Raw genomic sequence first — 16,214 nt, forward strand, 5'->3', positions numbered from 1 at the left:
CGGCGTCCCGCCCGGGACACCGGTTGGCGGCCTGGTCCAGGGCGTGCCGTGGTCGGGGTCAGCGGACGTGGCGTCGCCGGCGGCATGAGGTGCCGAAGGCGGATCACCGTGCGTGACAGGGGTAGGGCTGGCCGGTGGATGACCGCCAGCCCCCATCAGTTTCCCGACGACCCCAACCGCCGCGCCTCCGCGATCGCCGCTTCGATGGACTGCCGGGCGCCGCCAGTGCGCTGAACGACCAGCACCAGGACCTGCTTGATGCCGTCCAGGGCCTGCAACAGCGGCCCGGGCTGCCCGCCCCGCAGGACCACGGCGACGAGTTGCTGCGCCTCACCGACTCCGGTGATGGCCCCGGCCGCCGCGTCACGAGCGGCGTCCACGGCGCTCTGCACGGGCGCCAGCCCGGCGATCGTCTCCTGCGGAGTGGCTTCGTTCGGCACCGCCGCGGTGGCCTTCGTCGCCTCACCGATCGAACCGGCGAGACTCCTCAGGCCGCCCTGGATGCCCGTGATCGCGTTGTGCACCCGCGCCACGCCCGCCGCCACGGCGACGAAGCCAGCGCCCGCGGCCCGCAACGCCACCTCCTGCGCCTGGCTGTCGGCGGCGGCTGCCAACCCCTGCGCGCGTTCGACCCCGGTCATCAACGCGCGGAGTTCGCCGGTGATCTTCTCGATGTGCGACACGTAGCCCGCATCCCCAATCGATAGACGCAGAAGTGCTCGACAGCTGAAACTACCCGGGTTTCCTGCGAGGCCTACCGTCGACGAGGTCGAGGAGTCGGTGGGCCGCGTCAATCGCGGGGCGCAGGACCTCGGCGGCGGCTTGGTCGACGCGCTCGTCGAGGATCTGCCGCAGCGTGACGATCTCGGCGCCGGATAGAAAATTCAAATGTCGAGTGATGGCGACATGGCGCGGTCGGTCGCCACGGGCGAGGTACTTCGCGGCCAACTGCACCAGGAGCAAAACGCTGGCCGGGTGATTTGAGTCGGCACCGGTGGAGTCCGGGGTGCGGTGGCGGTCCAGCAGCGGCATGAACGCCAAGCCGATGCGCGGTGGTGATGTCGTGCGATACAGCAGGAGCCGACCGTCGGCGGGTCGGGCGGCGGTGGTGATGGGCCACAAGTAGAGATCGATCAGGACGGGTAAGGTGGCCAGCTCGATGCACACGGTCAGGTAACCGCCACCGGCCGGGGCATTGCGGGGCTTACCCCTGGTGAACAGCACCCGGCCGGGCAAATGCAGGCCGGCAACCGGATCGTTGAACACGCTCTGCGCTGTAGTCTCATCGACGGCCACGACGAGGTCGACGTCGCTGTACGGGTCAGCGCTGCCTCGTCCGAGGGATCCCACGAGCCACGCCGCCTCCACAGATTTTCGCTGGTGCAGCGAATCGACAGTGGCAGCAAGCCAGGCCGTACGGGCTTCAACTACGGCTGTCAGCAGCGCAGCCGCTCGGCGCCCTCGCGGCGGTGGAACGTTGGCAGGCATGCGCTGGCTCATGTCTGCCGGTCCCGTCCGTTTGCGGGCACTGCCGCCCCTACGTCCGCACGGCCGTTCCTGATAGTCGGGAGGCGGAGAGACTCTATGACCGCCGCGCAATTGGATTCGGCCGAAATGGAAACGTCAAGTCGCTGCGTTGGCAGGCCCGGCCAGTCGCCAAAGGCATGCATTTCTCTGGCGAAAGCTTGCAAGTACCCCAGGTATCCGGGCGTCACGGTCTGAGACGATGTAAGGCGCGGAAGGGCCACCTGGAGCGCCTCCTTGCCCTCTCCAAGTTCGATCGCCATGCATGGCTGGACGTCGGCGAGTGCTCGGACCGAGGCGGCCAGATGTTCCCGAAGGGGCTCGAATGCCGTGCGTCGTTCGTGGGCGTGGGCGCGGGCGGATGCGTAGACAGTCTTCGGCCCTCGATCAACCAGGTGCACGCGGTCTTGTGCGACGCTCAGGCTGCGGAAATCGTCGAGACGATCAATCATTGCCAAGATGAGCGCCTCTGCAACCTCTACACCTGGTGTGCTGACGACCCAGGAGGCGAACTGTTCCGGCGCGGCGATCGTGGGGAGGTAACGCCACAGTGGGCTGGAGACGGCTGCTTCGGTGCCACTGCGGTTCAGGGCGGTGGCAAGGTGTCTGATGAGAGTCGTCTTCCCGCTACCATCGATCCCGTCGACGAAAATGATCATAAGGATGCCGACTCTTCGAGCATGCTCCTCACGGCCACAAGCGCACCTGGCACCCGTGCGGCGAGCAGTTCGGCCTGTGCTAGGTCGTCTGCGCCTGCACGGCGGTAGGCGTCGTAGTCTTCAAGGAGCGATCTGAGTTCGGTGTCCGGCCAGTCGCGCAGCGCCTCGACCACCTCGGGAAGCCGCAGGCCTACCTCTGGCGCTCGATGTGCGACAAGCAGCCGACCGGCGCTCGACAGCACCGACAACACCCGGCGTGCGGTGTCCTCGCGCCCCGATTCTGTGTGGTGGCTCGCGGCCAGACGGGCGACAGCGAACTCGTACAGCATGGCAACGTCACCAGCGAGATCGGTCAATTCTGAGGCGGCAGCCGGCGTAGGGGCGGCGGCACCTGCGATCACGGCGGTGTCTAGCCCTACGCGGCGCAGCACCATCCGCATCTTCATGTCGTAGAGCGGACCGAGGCGACGGGCGTCGCCCCCGTGGCTGTCGGCGAGGTGCAGTGACGCTCGAGAACCGTGGCATCGGGCCGCTTCACTGACGATCTCGTGGAGCGACGTGGCGGCGGCCGACGTGGAGGGCAGGTTCCAAGCAATGAAGTCGACATCGCTCCAGCCCTCGATGAAGTCTCCTCGTGCGGCGGATCCGCACAGCCCCACCCCGGCATCCGGATGTCCGGCGATTACGGCCTCGGCCTCTGCCGCCACCTGGTTGACCAGGCAACTGAGCTTCCGGCTAAAGGGCAAGGGATGAGCGGCGCGCCAGGTGATGACGGCAAGGGCGCGATTCAGCACCTGCTGGAACTGGGAATGGCTGGCGGCCCGCCGGGCGGCGGAAGCGTCGAGCCAGCGGGCCTGGACGAAGCCTTCGTCCCGGGCCGGCGTCGTGGCGGTGGTGGATGTCGTGAAGAGGAACCAGTCGACGATCTTTGCCGCTGGTGTGCCGTCGTTGTCGGTGAAGGTGTAGGCCTCCTGCCCGAGATACGCGCTGTAGTGCGTGTTGGTGAGGCCGGCTTCCTCGGCCACCTCCCTCTTGGCTGCGAGAAGTGGCGCCTCGCCCGGCTCCAGTCGGCCTTTCGGCGCGACGGTCTGTCGTTCACCGGTCTTTCGGACCTGATCGAGGAGCAGGATTTGTGGAGAGCTGAGGTTGTCGGTCGTGACGACGGCACCGGCGGAGGCGTATCGACGAGTCATGGCTGGATGCCTCCTGAGGATGTCTGGGTGGTCTGGAACGCGTCGCGGAGACGAGCCCTGAAGGTGATGATGTTGGCAGTGTTGTCGACCCAATGATCGGTAATGGCGCGCCAGGTCGGGAGCTGTTCGTGGACGCGTTTCCGCTCGTCTTTGCGTCGGATGATGCGTCGAGCCTCGTCGGTGGTCAGCCCTCGGGCCTGCGCCAGGCGTCTGACACGGACAAGTTCTGGTGCGGTGATGAAGATGATCGAGCATGGCGCCGGCCACGTTCGCTTCACAGTCATAGCCAAAGCGGCGTCGATGAAGCTCTCGACTGCCAAGGGGGACTCGCCGCGGTTGGAGAGTTCGAGGAGTTTCGAGACGAACTCGTCGTACCCGAAGTCTTCCCGCGTCTCCACGCCCTCGTGGTAGGCCTGTCGGCCTGAGGTGAGTCGCACAAGGACCGTCCTGATCTCAACGCGGCGGGCGCCAAGGGCGGCCAAGTACTCGCCCGCGCTCGACTTTCCGGCCTCGCTGGTGCCGGCGAGGAGGAGCATCGATGGCGCGGCTGGCTGCCGCATCACGAATCTCCTCTTATCCGACGCATCACCGCGGCAACGCTGGTGGGTAAGTCGTCTGGTTTGCCGACGCCGACGCGGATGACCGGTACAGCGGCCAGGGCGTCGAGCGCCTTCTCCCCGAAGTTGAATGCGGGAAGACTGCCGCTGATGGTGACCTCGTCAGCCGAGGAGAAGATCGAGACGTGGTCCAGAGTCGGATCGCGTAGCTTCGCCTCGTGGTCGGTCACCGCCACGCGCAGCAGATCGCGGGCTGCTGGAGCAGGCGTCTCGCGCAGTTCGCCCGGCGCAAGGCCCTGATCCGGAATGACGATGAGGCTCAGCGGCAGCGGGCGGTGTCCGGCGGTAGTGGGGGCGGGAAGATCCACCGCGTAGAGGAGCCGTTCGGTGGCGTGAGGTGCCAGCAGCGGCGCCATGTCGGCGCGCACGTGCCAGGGCAGGGTGGGCATCGGCACCACGCAGGGCTGACCGCAGCGGAAAGCGGTGAAGGTGAACTCGTCGACCAACAGGCTGCCTTCGTGAGCGGCGACGCCCAGCGCGAGTGATGTCTTGCCCTGCCCGCGTCCGCCGTCCAGCACCGCTATGGCCGACCGTCCGCCGTCTGCGGTCACCGCACTCCCGTGCAGGAGCGCCAGCTCGCCGTCTCCCATGACGGCCAAGGAACGTGCCGCGGCCTGGAGCACCCCGATCTCCAACGTGGCGGGATCGCCTGCCAGCTCCGCAGCCAGTTCCAGGAGGACCTCACCTCTATTGACGTCGACGGTCAGCCGGGTTCGGTGCCCACCACTTACCTGCATGCCCTGCCCGGTGGGTACGGTCGGCAGTTCCGTGCCAGCGAGTCGGGCGACAAAACGCCGCAGGCAGCGTGGTGCCGACCCAGCGATCCGGATCTCCAGCGCGCGGTTGCCGACTCTTAACAAGCTCATGACCGCTCCCCGGGCTTACGGAGGACAAGCCACATCGAGTACCGGCGGTGTCTGCCGCGTACCGGGGGCGCGGGGGTCGACAGGACACCCTCCTCCGATGTCACGGTCGCGTACTGCCGGATGCCGCACGCCGCCGTGAGGAGGTACAACTCGTGGGCGGTGGTGAGGTGGGCGTAGCCGGGCGCGGCTCGGCTGGTCTTGTTGGCGAGGTAGATGATGTCGCGCGCTGGCAGGGGCCGTGAGCCGCTGCGACGCTGCCCCCGCCATCGCGCGGCGCGGGCGGCCAGGTCCAGCAGATTGGCGATACGCACAAGCCCGAGCCGGCCGGCGTAGTGCCAGTTGAACGTCTCCACCAGGACGGTGCCTCCCGGGGCACACACCCGCCACATCTCGTGCAGGGTCTCCACCCGTTCGGCCTCGGTTGCCAGCGCGTTGAAGGAGAAGCGCAGGCACCACACCTGGTCGAAACTGTCCGTCGGTAGTGGCAGGGCGTTCATGCTGCCGTGCACGAAGGCGCCGTTCGGGCACGCTGCCTGGGCAACGGCCAGGGCCGCGTCGTTGATGTCGACGCCGACGATGTCGCCGCCCAGTGCGGTTATCGCCCGGGTGACGCGACCTGCACCGCATCCCACATCGAGGATTCGCGCCCCCACACCGAGCTGGTGGTAGAGCGCCTCCTCGCAGGGGCGCAGCGGTGCGTTGTTGTAAAACGACGTCTCGCCCGCGTAGTGGACCTGGTTCAGGGCGCGGATCATGGCCCCGTAGTCGATCTCGGTGATGCCGTCGTGGGTAGTCGTCATCGCAGCCCCAGTCCTCCATCGACGTGCAGCGTGCTGCCGGTGATGTACGACGCCTTTGGTGACAGCAGGAACATGATCGCGTCCGCCACCTCTTCCGGTTCACCACAGCGCCTGAGAAGGCAGCGGTGACCGGCGGCCTTGTCGGGGGTCATCTGGGTGGCGATCGCACCCGGCACGACGGTGTTGACGCGGATGCCTCGATCGGCCAGTTGTTGGGCGGTCACCCGGGTGAGCGCCTCCACGCCGCCTTTGGCCACCGCGTACCCGAGTCGCTCCGGGTGCCCATAGTGGGCGTTGACGGAACTGACGTTGACGATGGCGGCAGGAGCGGCGGCATACGCGACGAACTCACGGATCACCAGGAAAGCCGAGCTCAGGTTGACCGCGAGCATCCGCTCCCACTCCGCGACGTCCGCGTCGATGATCGAGGTGCGCTCCACCGCTCCCGCGCAGTTCACCAGCCCACCCACCGAACCAGGCTTGACGTGATCGGCGAAGAACGACCGCACCTGCTGCTCGTCCGCGACGTCGACGTCGTGCCAGGAGGGGCCCTGGTCTCCGCGCGGAACGTCTCCGGGAACATGAATGTCCAACCCGTACACGTGAAGGCCCCTGCTCATGGTCGCCCGCACGGTGGCGAGCCCGATACCCCGCCCGGCACCCGTCACGATCAGGGCGGATGGAACTACTTCGTGCTCCACTGGCACCTCCCAGGGTCGTGAACAACCAGGGCGGATCCGACGAGTGGTCGCGCCCCGTTCTCCTCACACTCGCCCTCAGCGTCGCTGTCGTGAATGCCGGGCATGCGGACGAACGGGTTGTCCGCATGCGGCGCGCCTCATGGGCCGACGGTCATGCGGCGCAGTTCCTGGCGATCCTGGTTGCGCCGCGCTGAACACTGAGTGACCCTATGTGCGCGATGTCCACGCTGCTCAATGCCGCCGGCGGCGAGCAGCCCGAAAGGCGGTGTCATGGGCCAGACCCCGCGGACGCTCCAGCCATCCCTGTCCGAGCGCCACTTCTTCGGCGCCGAACTGCGCCGGCTGCGCGAACGCGCCAACCTCTCGCAGGCGCGGCTCGGCATCATGATCCGTTTCAGTGCCGATCTCGTGCGTCGTGTGGAGACGGCCGACCGGTTCCCCTCCCGCGAGTTCGTCGAGGCCTGCGACAAGGCGCTGGCGACCGGGGGCGCCCTGATGCGCCTGCTACCGCTGCTCGACAAAAACCGGACCAGCGACGGCAAGCCCACCACCACCTCACCAGCCGGCGTCGGCCTCAGCAGCGTGCTGTCCGATCGCCTGGCAGAAACGTCGGGGTTGGCCGAGATGATCGCTCGGGTTCCGTTCCAACCCGGTGTCCTCGATCGCGCCGCCCTTGACTGGCTGAACGCTGCGGCGGGACCCCGGCCGCCCGCGGCCGGACAACCCGGCTCGCCTGACCAGGTTGACGAAGAGGATCTTCACTCAGCGGAGACCGCGCTGGCGATGTTCCGGCAGTTGGACCACACCCACGGCGCCGGACGAGTCCACGCCCAAGTGCAGCGCTACGTCGAGGGTGAACTGAACCGGCTGCTGGCGAACACCCCCGTCTCCGAGGCTGTCGGCCGCCGTCTCTACACGTTGGCGGCGGGATTCTTCGAGCTCTGCGGGTACCAGGCGGTCGACACCGGCGCCCATGGCCTCGCCCAGCGCCGCTACCTTCGCGCTCTGCGTCTGACGGAAGCCGTCGACGACCGCCTGTACGGCAGCTACCTGCTCGCCGTGAACATCGGCCACCTCGCGCTGCACTGCGGGCACCCCGAGCCGGCACGCAGGATGGCGCTGACGGCGGTGAGAGGAAGCGAGACCCAGGCGACGCCCGCTGTGGCAGCCGCGCTGCATGCGGTGGTGGCGCGCACGCACGCCCGCCTTGGACGCGAAGGCGACTGCCTGACCCACCTCGACATCGCGGAGAGGCAACTGGCCCGCAGCAAGCCCGAGGACGAGCCGGTGTGGATCCGGTACTTCGACGCGGCGTACCTCGCCGACGAGATCGCCCACTGCTTCCACGACCTCGGCCGACCGCAGCACACCCAACGGCACCTGGGCAACGCCCTCACCGCGCTGAGCCCCACCCACGTCCGGCGACTCGCCATCGACACCGCGCTCCTGGCCTCGTCGCTGGCCGCCGCCGGCCGCATCGACGAAGCGTGCGCCACCGCCCGCGAGGCAGTCGACTACGCCGCACGAACCACCTCACACCGCTGCCTGCAGCGCCTCGTCGAGGTACAGGCCGACCTCGAGCCCTACCGGTGCGAGCCGGAGGTCCGCGAATTCGGCGAGTACGTGCGTCACCGACTACCGCTGGCCGCTGTGTAACCCCCGTTGGTCGTTGGCCGCATCAGCCATCACGGAGCGGTAGTGAGCCAGCTCCGCCTCCAGCGCCGCGCCCGCTCGACGGGACGACGCCACATAGTGGCCGACCTCAGGAAGGAGCAACACCTCGGGCGCCATACCGAGAGACGCCAACTCGTCGGCGAGCTCGCGGACATCCTCGACCACGGCCACCTCGTCGGCGGTGCCATGAATGAGCAGCACCGGCCGCTGGACAGCGGCGGCATGGACCCGGCCGGCACCACCTTGCAGCCGTATCGCGTGCGCCCGCTGGAACCGGGGCACCGTCTCCGCCCACCGGTCAGGATCCACGATCGCCGACACGGCGGTGGCAGCGGCGAACGGGCCGTCCTGCGCCACCGCGTGCAACGCGGTGTATCCGCCGGCGCTGGCACCACGGATGAACACCTGCCCCGGCACCGCCCGCCCCGTCGACAGCAGGTGCACCGCCACCGCCGCGCAGTCATCGACGTCGTCCAGTCCCCACCGACCGTACAGCGATTCCCGGAACACCCGGCCATACCCGGTGCTACCCAGGTAGTCGACATCAACGACGGCGAACCCGCGACTGGTGAAGAACTGCGCCTGCCAGTCCAAGCGCAGCAGGCAGGAGGCGGTAGGCCCTGGATGGGCCCGGACGATCACCGGTGCCCGCCAGTCCGCCGCCGAGCCCGTCGGCGGGTACACCAGGGCAAGCACCTCCCGATCGCTCGCCACTCGAACGCGCAGCTGCGTCGGCGTCGAAACGCACGCCCCGTCGAGTGCGGCGTGCTCCGACCTGGCAAGCACCTCCACCTGCGGATCGGCGCCATCCAGGTCGATCAGCGCGACCTGCGGGGCCGCGGTCGGTGACGATCCGATCAACGTCACCGTCGTCCCTCGAACGGCCAGGTACGGCTTGATCGACGTGTACGGGAGGTCGACCGGGCGAACAGTGCCGTCGGGATCAATGACGACAAGGCGGTGTCGCGGCCCCTCCTGCACCGCCACAACGAGCCGACCGTCGTCGAGGAAACCGTACGACGCGTAACCCAGCTCCCATGGCTCCGCGGCGCACTCACCCGCGATCGGCGCCACCGCCTCCACCCGGTGGCCGTCCCACCGGTAGAGATTCCACCAGCCACTGCGGTCCGACACGAAATACAACGCCCCGTCGGGTCCCCACCGCGGCTCCACCGCAGACTCATCCGGACCGCCGGCCAGTCTCACCGTGCTCTCGACCGAACCACCCGGCGAGTAGGAGGCAACCCACACCTCACACGCATCCCAAGGCATATCGCGCTCACTCCACGCGGTCCAGGCCAACCAACCCGGACCCGGCCGAGGCGCACCGAGGAACCCCCGGGACGAGGCGAGAGTTCGCATCGGCGGAGCACCGGTGAGCGACACCGCGACGAGTTCGTCGCCCTGCTCCGACTCCCGCACGGCCAGCAACTCGCTGTCGCCGATGGTCAGGTCGCCGAAGGAACCATGGCTGACCAATTCGAGTTCATCGCCGTGACGACGGCTCCGGTAGAGGCCATCTTCGCCGACGCACCACATCGTCCCCTCGACGACAGCGAACGACCCGCCCCCGTACGTGTGAACGCCGCTGGCGACATCGAAGCCCTTCGGACTGACATCACGCTTGCCCTCACCGGGCCGCCACCGTGTCACCGTCGCACGTCCGTCGGCGTCGGGGCGAGTCTCCAACCAGTACAGGCCGTCATCACCGGTACGCAGTTGGTCATAGCTGACCGAGGCGCGGACGGCGTCGTTCACCGACACTTCAGCGATCCCGTCTGCCAGCCTCACGGGTCCTCCTCAAACAACTTCCAGCGGTCGGACGACGGCGGGCACGTCAACCGGTCGCCGGGGCAACGGCAAGGCCAGCGAAAGTTTCGGTCCTTCGGGCCGGCGCGAGTGCTCAGACGTGGCCGACTCTACGCCCGAGCGCCTTGCCCCTGCCGCTGGATGTCCCCTCCCAAACTGCCCGGCGGCCCGTTCGCTCTCGCTGAGGCATGTCGATGCGGACAACAGTTCTTGTCCGCATCGACGGTATCGACCAAGCCATTCGAGTCGGGCCACCATTCGGAATGGTAAGGCCATTCACGGGTGGCGTGGCAATGAATGTTCCGTCCCTCGATAACGATGTCAATGGAAGGGTCTGATGCAGCTACAGGAGGAATTGGCGCGCTACGGCTATCGCCAGGAGTTGGCCCGAAAGCTGCGCTTCCGCGACCTTGTGGCGTACGGGCTGGTCTATATGGTGCCGATCGCGCCGATGGCGATTTTCGGCAGCGTCTACGCCGGCTCGGGCGGGATGGTGGCTCTGGCGTACGCGGTTGGTGTGGTGGCGTTGGTGTTCACCGCGTTCTCGTACGCGCAGATGGTGAAGGCGTTCCCGATGTCGGGGAGCGTCTACAACTACGCCGGGCGGGGCATCAGCGCGCCGGTCGGTTTCCTGGCCGGTTGGGTGATCCTGCTCGACTACGTGCTCGTGCCGGGTCTGCTGTATCTGGTGGCGTCGGTGGCGATGCACTCCACCGTGCCGGTGGTGCCGGTGTGGTTGTGGTTGCTCGGGTTCGTCGCGGTCAACACGGTCGTCAACTCGGTCGGCATCCGGATGACCGCGATGGTCACGCGGGTGATGCTCGTCGGTGAGTTGATCGTCCTGGCGGTCTTCCTCGCTGTCGCCGGTTGGGCTCTTGCCTCGGGCAGGGGCCGGTTCGGTTGGGAGGCGTTCTACAACTCGGACACGTTCACCTGGTCCCTCGTGGCGGGCGCGGTGTCGATCGCGGTGTTGTCCTTCCTGGGCTTCGACGGGATCAGCATGCTGGCCGAGGAGACCAAGGGCGGTTCCCGGCAGATCGGCCGGGCCATGGCCGCCGTGCTCATCCTGGCCGGCGTGCTGTTCATCGCCCAGACGTGGCTGGCCGCGATGCTCGTCCCGGACCCCGGCACCCTCCTGACGGAGGGCGACGTGAACGGGACCGCCTTCTACGACGCCGCGGCCGTGGCCGGCGGGGGTTGGTTGGCGACCCTGTGCGCGGTGGCGACGGCGATCGCGTGGGGCCTGCCGAACTCGATGGTCGCGCAGGTCGCCACCTCGCGGCTGCTGTATGCGATGGCCCGGGACCGGCAACTGCCTGCCTTCTTGGCGAAGGTGTCGATCCGCCGCAACGTGCCGATCGACGCGACCCTGCTCACCGGCGCCGTGTCGGTGGTGCTCGGCCTGTACATGGCCACCCGCGTCGACGGGATCACGCTGCTGTCGTCGCTGATCAACTTCGGGGCGATGGTCGCGTTCCTGGTCCTGCACGTCTCGGTGGTGGTGCACCACCTCATCCGTGAAGGTAGCGGCAACTGGTGGGCGCACCTGGTCATGCCCGGGATCGGGTTCGGCATCCTCGCCTACGTGGTGATCAACGCCAACATCGCCGCGCAGCGCCTCGGCCTGGCCTGGCTCGCCATCGGCATGGTCGTTCTCGCCGGCCTGTACCTGACCGGCCGCCAGCCCGCGCTGTCGGGTCTGGCGCCCGCGCAGCCGCAGGCCCGCCACGTGGAACGGGTGTGACCGCCATGGACACGATCACCTACCGTCCCGCCCGCGACGAGCTGGCCTACACCTTTGGTGGCCGGATGCCAGTGGCCCACGTCCGCTCCGGCGACATCCTGCAGGTGCACACCGAGGACTGCTTCGGCGGCCTCGTCCGCGGCCCGGCGGACCTGCCGTCGCAGGTATGCCGGATGCCGTACCTGAACCCGGTGTCCGGACCCTTCTTCGTCGAGGACGCCGAACCCGGCGACACCCTCGCGGTCCACCTCGCCGCCGTCACCCCCGCCCGCGGCTGGGGCGTCTCCTCGACCTTCCCGCACTTCGGAGCGCTGACCGGTACGTCCCACACCGCCACCCTGCAGCCCCCGCTGGAAGAGCGGGTGTGGATGTACGACATCGACCGGCAGGCCAGCACGGTCCGCTTCCACGCCACAGCCGGCGACCACTACGTCGACCTGCCGCTGGACCCGATGATCGGCACCATCGGGGTCGCTCCCGGCGGGTTCGAGGCCCGCTCCACGATCGTCCCCGACATGCACGGCGGGAACCTGGACACCCCGCAGCTGCGCGCCGGCACCACCCTCTACCTGCGGGTGAACGTGCACGGGGCGATGCTCGCCCTCGGCGACGGACACGCCCGCCAAGGCGAAGGCGAGGCCTGCGGCGTCGGGGTGGAAATCGCCACGACCACCACCCTGGCCATCGAGGTCATCAAGGGCACTCCGACGGTGTGGCCCCGCCTGGAGACCGACCGGGAAATCATGTCGGTCGGCTGCGCCCGGCCCCTGGAGGACGCCTACCGGATCGCCCACCGCGACCTGGTCGGCTGGACCAGCACGCTCACCGGCCTGGAGACCCTGGACGCCTACCAGTTGGTGTCGCAGGCCGGCAGGGCGCCGATCGGCAACGTGTGCGATCCGAACTACACGGTCCTGGCCGCCGTGGACAAGGCGCTGCTCCCGGACCCGACCGCCGCCTACACGGGGGTGCACGCCCGGCTGCGGCAGCATGTGGCCGGGCTGCGGGAGGATCCGCCGCGATGACCGCGTCGATTCCTCAGCTGCCGTTGCGGGACGAGTTGTTCCTGCTCGGCCACAACGACGACACCGGCCAACCCCACATCCACCGCCAGGCCCTCGCGCTCGGCATGGCCGGCGCGGTCCTGACCGACCTGTTCCTGGCCGGGCGGATCGCCCTCGATGACAACGAGGACGCCCGCCCGGGCGGGCGACGGCTGTGGCTGCGCCTTGACCGGCCTGTCGGCGACCTCATCGCCGACACCGCCATCACCTCGGTCCGCTACGCCAACCCTGCCCCGACGCTGCGGGGATGGCTGACATGGTTCGCCGACGACCTGTACGAACGCACCCGCGCCGGCCTGCACGCCGGCGGGATCCTGCACCGCACCAGCCGGCGCCGCCTCGGCGGGCTCGCCCGCACCGAGGTCTACCTCGCCACCGACACCAAATGGGCCGTCGTGGCCCGATCCAGGTTGCGCTACCTCGCCGCCGGACGCGAACCGCCCGACAACCACACCGCCGCCCTCGCCGGCCTCGTCGCCGTTCTCGGCCTGGCCACCCACCTGTGCCTCGACGACACCAACGCCGTCAGCAGACAACTGCGGGCGATCGCCGAGCAGCACCACCGACCCGTACGCGACATCACCGCCGCCGTCGAGGCCGCCGTCGGTGACCTCGCCACCGCCGCCTACCGCTGACCCCACCACAGACTTCCGGAACCATCGACCGTGATCCAGCCACCTCACCCACCATCGACGCCCACGGATCTGCCGGCCCGCTGGCGTCGGCGGCCCGCCGTCAGAATCGCTGCCGCGCTGTCCGTGCTGGGCCTGCTCGCCGCTGCCGCCCTCGTGCCCGCTTGGGCCGCCACTCACACCCCCGCGTCGGAGAGCAGCCGCTGGCAGTCACTTCGCCTGCCCGAACGAGTACCGCACCGTGTGAGATCCCCGCGCCACTGACCGCCGCCCAGCTGCGCGCCCTCGACCGGGACCGGCCCGGCCGTACGCGGCCGTCCTCTGCCGCTCCGGTGGGGGCAAGTTTCACCCCGCCTTGCGGCGCCTCTGGTTGATCTTCTTCGCGACGGCGTCGGCGGCGTCCCGGTGCAGCTGTTTGGTGACGCTCTGGTAGGTGTCGCGGGTCAGGGTGGTGGTGGAGTGGCCGAGTTGGTCGGCGAGGACCTTGATGTCGACGCCGGCGTCGAGGGCGATGGTGGCGGCGCTGTGGCGCAGGTCGTGCAGGCGGATCGGCGGTAGCCGGCTTTGCGGACGAGCCGGCGGAAGCGTTGGGTGACGGCGTTGGGGTGCCAGGGCTGCCCGTCGGGGCGGACGAAGAACAGGCCGGTGTCGGGCCACGCCGGGCCGGCGGCGAGTTGCCACTGGGCGCGGCGGGCTTTGTAGGCGGTGAGGACCTTGACGGTGTCGGTGTCGAGGGCAACGTCGCGGTTGCCGGCTCTGCTCTTCGGGGGTTTCTGCACGGGGGTGTAGCCGTGGGTGGCGATCTGGTTGTTGATGGTGGTCTCCCGTCGGTGCAGGCGGACCTCGCTGTCCCGCAGTCCGCAGGCCTCGCCGCGGCGGGGCCCGCGGTAGGCCATGTAGTGCCACATCGGGTGCAGGTCGGGGGCATGTTGAGCGGCGTAATCGAGGAAGTCGACGACCTGGGCGTCGGTCCACACCATCACCGGTCCGGGGACCTTTCCGGTGTCCTTCCAGCGCTGGACGCGTTCGTCCTCCCACACGATCGGCAGCGGCCGGTCGCTCGGGGTCTTGACCAGCGTGGCCGGGTTGGAGCCGACGATGAGTTCGTCGGCGAGGGCGTCGTTGATGGCCTTGCGCAGGCAGGCGCGGATGCGCTGACGCCGCGCGGGGCCGGTGGGCCGCACCCCGGCGACCGACTGGCGCACCGCGGGGTCGGAGTTGGTTCTCGCCGCGAGGATCTCGTCGTTGCGGCGTCCGATCGCGGCGAACATGTCACGGACGTGGCTGGTACGCAGCTTGTCCAGCGGAATCTCGCCGAGGTGCGGGATGAGGTGCACGCGCGCGATCGACTCATAGCCGCCGATGGTGTTCGCGTCGACGTTGAGGTGGCCCAGCCAGCCGGTGAGGTAGTCGGCGAGGGTTGGCATGTCCGCCAGGGGTCCGTCACCGCGCAGCCGCTGCCGGAGGCGGTCGACGTCGGGCAGGGGCCGCTTGGCCCGCACCGCGGCCTGGAGCAGGTCGGCGATGTTGGTGCGGCGGCGCCGGTCCCGCGGGAGGCGAGGGCGAGTAGTTCCCGGGCCTGGTCGAGTTCGTCGCAGGCCGCTTGGCGGTTGGGTAGGCCGGCGCGGCGTAGTTGGCGGCGTCGGCCGTCGGCGGTGGGTGGGAGTTCGAGTTGGTAGGCCCAGTCGCCGTGCTCGGAACTCCAGGCGCGGTTGGGGCGGCGTAGCTTGGGACAGTCGTTTCCAAAGGGCTTGCCGGTGCCGGGGTGGCGGCAGCCGCAGCGTTTGAAGATGCTTCCGTCAGGCATGGCAGGTGGTGCTCCTCGATCAGGTGGGGTGCATCGGTTTCGTCGATCGACATCCACGCGTGATCCGCGGACACGATCAAGTCGCCGGGACCGTCGTACGACGGTCCCGGCGGCAGGTCTGGGCTGGAGCAGGGCCGCGCGCGTTGGCGCGGCGTGAGGGTTGAACGGGATGGGCCCCCGCTGGCGCGGAAGGCGCCTACGGTGGCGCGCTCGTGGCGCCGGCGGCGCGCTCCGGCGTGGTGACGGGGTCACCCAGGTGCAGGGCGGCGAGCAGCGGCGCCGTCGGTATCCGGTAGTGGGCGCCGACGCGGAAGTGCGGCACGGGGAACGCGTCGCGGCGGATCAGCTTGTAGGCGGCGGAGCGGGACATGCCGAGCACCACCGCGGCGGTGGCCAGGTCGGTGCTGGCGCCCAGGCCGCGGATCCGCTCGGCCGTCCACGTCGGCTCCCGCTCACCGGCAGCCGACCCTTCCACGGACCGCGGTGGCACGGTTCGATTGCGTCTGGACGATCTCATGGTCATCTCCTCGGCGGTGGGTACAGGCGTACAGGTCAGGCCCGTGGCGCACGGCAGTGAAGCTGGATGCCCGGAGACGGGCTCAGCCCTCACCGCCGGATCGCAGGAGCAGATCCGATGGGTGCTCGATCTGGCCCGGCGACATCCAGCACGGCCGGCCGGTACGACTCACGCGGCGCTTGCGTCGGTGCTCGCTCATGTCGATGTCGGCTCCGCGCCGCGCCGGTCGGGGCGCTGACATCTGTAAACCGGCGCCTGTGTGCTCTGGCGAACGCCTGCCTGACTCACCGCCACCCACAGGGGCTCACAGGGCCGCCCGGCCAACCGCTCGCCCGGGCCAGCGCCGATACCACACGGATGCGCCACCGCCTCGGCGCCAACCCACGGACAGTGGCAGAAGTCGATGACACATCGGGTGGTGTGGCGGTTCACGGTGCTCCGACAGCGTGTCCGCCGACGGCTCGGCCGCGGTGCCAACGTGTCACGGCGCAGCGGCAATAACCGAACAGGCACTCAGCTTGTTCTTTAACCTCGGCGCCCGTGTGGGGCGCTGATCCTGTGTGGACTCGGCGTGTCATGGAGACGTAAACCGGCCACCACCTGATGA

General features: G+C 69.0%; 15 protein-coding genes and 1 pseudogene. 4 read left to right on the forward strand and 12 right to left on the reverse strand.

Features of this window, described 5'->3' with window-relative positions; all coding sequences use genetic code 11:
- Positions 1–155: 155 nt before the first annotated feature.
- From AB0873_RS28690 to AB0873_RS28725, 8 genes are read right to left on the reverse strand one after another with little or no spacing between them, the layout of a single operon-like run.
- The gene (locus tag AB0873_RS28690; protein WP_366603585.1) at positions 156–683 is read right to left on the reverse strand and encodes a DUF6244 family protein; all 528 of its coding nucleotides are present in this window, start codon (positions 681–683) and stop codon (positions 156–158) included.
- Positions 684–732: 49 nt separating this feature from the next.
- Entirely contained in the window at positions 733–1,500 is a 768-nt protein-coding gene (locus AB0873_RS28695; RefSeq protein ID WP_366603587.1) for a nucleotidyltransferase domain-containing protein, read from the reverse strand.
- Positions 1,497–2,183: a hypothetical protein gene (locus AB0873_RS28700; RefSeq protein ID WP_366603589.1), complete on the reverse strand. Its 687-nt coding sequence runs from the start codon at positions 2,181–2,183 to the stop codon at positions 1,497–1,499. The genes AB0873_RS28695 and AB0873_RS28700 overlap by 4 nt, the downstream gene beginning before the upstream one ends.
- Positions 2,180–3,376 (reverse strand): NUDIX domain-containing protein, encoded by a 1,197-nt coding sequence (locus AB0873_RS28705; protein ID WP_366603590.1) that lies wholly within the window; start codon positions 3,374–3,376, stop codon positions 2,180–2,182. The genes AB0873_RS28700 and AB0873_RS28705 overlap by 4 nt, the downstream gene beginning before the upstream one ends.
- Positions 3,373–3,936, reverse strand: coding sequence for a hypothetical protein (locus AB0873_RS28710; protein WP_366603591.1), 564 nt, complete (start codon positions 3,934–3,936; stop codon positions 3,373–3,375). Before AB0873_RS28710 ends, AB0873_RS28705 begins: the two co-directional genes overlap by 4 nt.
- Positions 3,936–4,859 (reverse strand): hypothetical protein, encoded by a 924-nt coding sequence (locus AB0873_RS28715; RefSeq protein ID WP_366603593.1) that lies wholly within the window; start codon positions 4,857–4,859, stop codon positions 3,936–3,938. Before AB0873_RS28715 ends, AB0873_RS28710 begins: the two co-directional genes overlap by 1 nt.
- Entirely contained in the window at positions 4,856–5,659 is an 804-nt protein-coding gene (locus tag AB0873_RS28720; RefSeq protein WP_366603594.1) for a class I SAM-dependent methyltransferase, read from the reverse strand. Before AB0873_RS28720 ends, AB0873_RS28715 begins: the two co-directional genes overlap by 4 nt.
- Complete coding sequence (locus tag AB0873_RS28725; RefSeq protein ID WP_366603596.1) at positions 5,656–6,366, reverse strand: SDR family oxidoreductase; 711 nt, start codon at positions 6,364–6,366, stop codon at positions 5,656–5,658. The genes AB0873_RS28720 and AB0873_RS28725 overlap by 4 nt, the downstream gene beginning before the upstream one ends.
- 264 nt (positions 6,367–6,630) lie before the next feature.
- Here AB0873_RS28725 and AB0873_RS28730 point away from each other — a divergent pair, with 264 nt between their 5' ends.
- The gene (locus tag AB0873_RS28730; protein WP_366603597.1) at positions 6,631–8,016 is read left to right on the forward strand and encodes a helix-turn-helix transcriptional regulator; all 1,386 of its coding nucleotides are present in this window, start codon (positions 6,631–6,633) and stop codon (positions 8,014–8,016) included.
- Here the strand turns inward: AB0873_RS28730 and AB0873_RS28735 are convergent.
- Positions 7,989–9,177 (reverse strand): annotated as a pseudogene (locus AB0873_RS28735) (prolyl oligopeptidase family serine peptidase). The gene AB0873_RS28730 and the pseudogene AB0873_RS28735 overlap by 28 nt on opposite strands.
- A 1,003-nt stretch (positions 9,178–10,180) precedes the next feature.
- Between AB0873_RS28735 and AB0873_RS28740 the strand changes: the two are divergent.
- Genes AB0873_RS28740 through AB0873_RS28750 form a run of 3 tightly spaced genes read left to right on the forward strand, consistent with a single transcriptional unit; the run spans position 10,181 to position 13,286 of the window.
- Positions 10,181–11,587, forward strand: coding sequence for an APC family permease (locus tag AB0873_RS28740; protein WP_366603598.1), 1,407 nt, complete (start codon positions 10,181–10,183; stop codon positions 11,585–11,587).
- Positions 11,584–12,612, forward strand: a complete 1,029-nt coding sequence (locus AB0873_RS28745; RefSeq protein ID WP_366603600.1) for an acetamidase/formamidase family protein — start codon at positions 11,584–11,586, stop codon at positions 12,610–12,612. Before AB0873_RS28740 ends, AB0873_RS28745 begins: the two co-directional genes overlap by 4 nt.
- Positions 12,609–13,286, forward strand: a complete 678-nt coding sequence (locus AB0873_RS28750) for a GPP34 family phosphoprotein (protein ID WP_366603602.1) — start codon at positions 12,609–12,611, stop codon at positions 13,284–13,286. Before AB0873_RS28745 ends, AB0873_RS28750 begins: the two co-directional genes overlap by 4 nt.
- A gap of 342 nt (positions 13,287–13,628) precedes the next feature.
- On the opposite strand, the gene AB0873_RS28755 is transcribed toward AB0873_RS28750, so the two are convergent.
- From AB0873_RS28755 to AB0873_RS28765, 3 genes are all read right to left on the reverse strand, one after another.
- Positions 13,629–13,817, reverse strand: coding sequence for a hypothetical protein (locus AB0873_RS28755; RefSeq protein ID WP_366603607.1), 189 nt, complete (start codon positions 13,815–13,817; stop codon positions 13,629–13,631).
- Positions 13,727–14,785, reverse strand: coding sequence for a hypothetical protein (locus AB0873_RS28760; protein WP_366603603.1), 1,059 nt, complete (start codon positions 14,783–14,785; stop codon positions 13,727–13,729). The genes AB0873_RS28755 and AB0873_RS28760 overlap by 91 nt, the downstream gene beginning before the upstream one ends.
- Positions 14,786–15,286: 501 nt before the next feature.
- Complete coding sequence (locus tag AB0873_RS28765) at positions 15,287–15,580, reverse strand: helix-turn-helix domain-containing protein (RefSeq protein ID WP_366603605.1); 294 nt, start codon at positions 15,578–15,580, stop codon at positions 15,287–15,289.
- Between the last annotated feature and the right edge of the window lie 634 nt (positions 15,581–16,214).

It is taken from the genome of Micromonospora sp. NPDC047707, from assembly GCF_040704235.1.
Taxonomy (GTDB): Bacteria; Actinomycetota; Actinomycetes; order Mycobacteriales; family Micromonosporaceae; genus Micromonospora.